This window comes from Curtobacterium sp. PhB146 (genome assembly GCF_004342995.1).
GTDB lineage: Bacteria > Actinomycetota > Actinomycetes > Actinomycetales > Microbacteriaceae > Curtobacterium.
In genome coordinates this window covers 1-1,573 of the sequence record NZ_SMBN01000020.1, presented here as the reverse complement: position 1 = coordinate 1,573, position 1,573 = coordinate 1, and the positions used below count along the sequence as shown (strand labels likewise).

Sequence of the window (1,573 nt, the reverse complement as noted above, 5' to 3'; positions counted from 1 at the left end):
CACGTCGGTCCTATGCTGTGTGGAGCGCTCCGCGGCAGTGATGCTTGCGTGACACTCGTTTCCCGTTCGAGAGACTTGCCTTTCCTGCCTTGAGGTTGGTGGGGGAGTGCGCTATCCCGGGGTGGCGGGATGACCCGAACATTGCGTCGCTCCCGGGAACCACCAACGTCCCGCGGACCGCACTGAGCGGGGTCACTTCAGCAGCGCTGCGACGACCAGCGTGGCGGTACCGGTAGTGAGGGCACCGATGAGCGCCCACTGCCACCAACGCATGCGCAGGCTCCCGGGCGGGCTTCTGGCGGCGCGGTGAGGGCTTCGTCATCGACTGCACGGTACGAGGGCATGGTTGAGGCAGACTGTGGACAGCAGCTGGGTGGTTCCCGCTCTCAGCGGGGTGGGCTGCTACCTGATCCGGTGTCTCGCCCCGCGCTTCTCACAGACAAGGGACGCCCCAATGCGCCATGAGCATCCTGCCGGCGTGAGCGCGGTAGGGAGGTTCCGGGTGGTGCTGTCGTCTGATCGTCGGTCGGGGTGGTCGTTGCAGGAACGAGTGGAGCAGCTCGTCCGGGACGCCATCGCTGATGGCGTCCTTTTGGAGGGTGATCAGTTGCCGCCGTACCGAGTCGCGGCAGCAACGTCCGGGTTGAGCATCCACACGATCCTGAACGCGTACCGGGCACTGATCGCCGACGGTGTGGTGCGGTCGGTGCCCGGTGACGGCTACTTCATCGCCGGCGCCGTCCGCTACCGCGACTTCTTCACCGCACCTGACGACCGACCATCGCTGCCGTCAGTGACGGCACGGGTGCCCACGGCGTAGGCAAGTGGGGTGGGATGCCGTCCGGTAGAGCTTGCTCGCCAACGGCACACTGGCCCCCTTCCGGCAATGCGGGACGCCCGACCGGGTGTTTCCGGGACGACACCCCGGCACCTACTCCTCTCCAGCGGGCGATTTCGGTACCGAGACGTCGACGGGAGCGGTGACGGACGCGGATCGGGGTGTCGTGTCGATGCGCGCTTTCGGCCGTAGCTGGTCACCGCCGAAATGATCTGACCGCCGACGTTCAGGCGGCTTCCGGTGCGTTCTGCTGCGGGGCAGAGGTGGGTGCGCTGTCGGGGAGCCCGCTGCTTTTCCGCGGTCCTGGGGTAGAGGTTCCAACCAAGCTCGACGTCATTGTCCGTTCATGCCGAGCTTCAGGCGGCGGTGGAGTGCTTGCCGTCGGGGTGTCGTTCAGTTGACGCTGTCCTCACGGAATGCTAGCGAGATGCGTTCGGTGAAGTGGATGAAGACGTTGACGTTCTCGACAGGAAGCGATTTCTCGAGCGCTTGCCGGTAGGCCGAGCGAAGTGCGCCGACCACCGCGAAGCCGTCGGCACTCAGCTCGATCCGCACGCTCCGGCGATCGTCCGGGTTGCGGACCCGATCGAGTAGACCTCGTTTGGTCAGACGGTCGAGCAACGCGGTGACGGCTCCCGTTCCCATCTCCAGGTACCCGCCGAGTTCCTTCGGCGTGCGGTCGTCGTCGACCGCTCCGAGGAACTTCAGCGCGCGGAGGTCGACCGGGTTCAGGTC

The 1,573-nt window shown here is 66.2% G+C and carries 2 protein-coding genes; one reads left to right on the top strand and one right to left on the bottom strand.

Annotated elements, in window-relative coordinates; all coding sequences use genetic code 11:
- Window positions 1-454: 454 nt before the first annotated feature.
- Window positions 455-820, top strand: coding sequence for a winged helix-turn-helix domain-containing protein (locus tag EDF33_RS20345; protein ID WP_131847781.1), 366 nt, complete (start codon window positions 455-457; stop codon window positions 818-820).
- A 411-nt stretch (window positions 821-1,231) separates the two neighbouring features.
- Here the strand turns inward: EDF33_RS20345 and EDF33_RS19975 are convergent.
- A partial coding sequence (locus EDF33_RS19975) for a MarR family transcriptional regulator (RefSeq protein WP_132100995.1) occupies window positions 1,232-1,573 on the bottom strand: 342 nt, incomplete at its 5' end.

Bases quoted from the DNA above. Each gene is read 5' to 3' on its own strand.
- EDF33_RS20345 (WP_131847781.1), top strand. From the start codon at position 455: ATGCGCCATGAGCATCCTGCCGGCGTGAGCGCGGTAGGGAGGTTCCGG.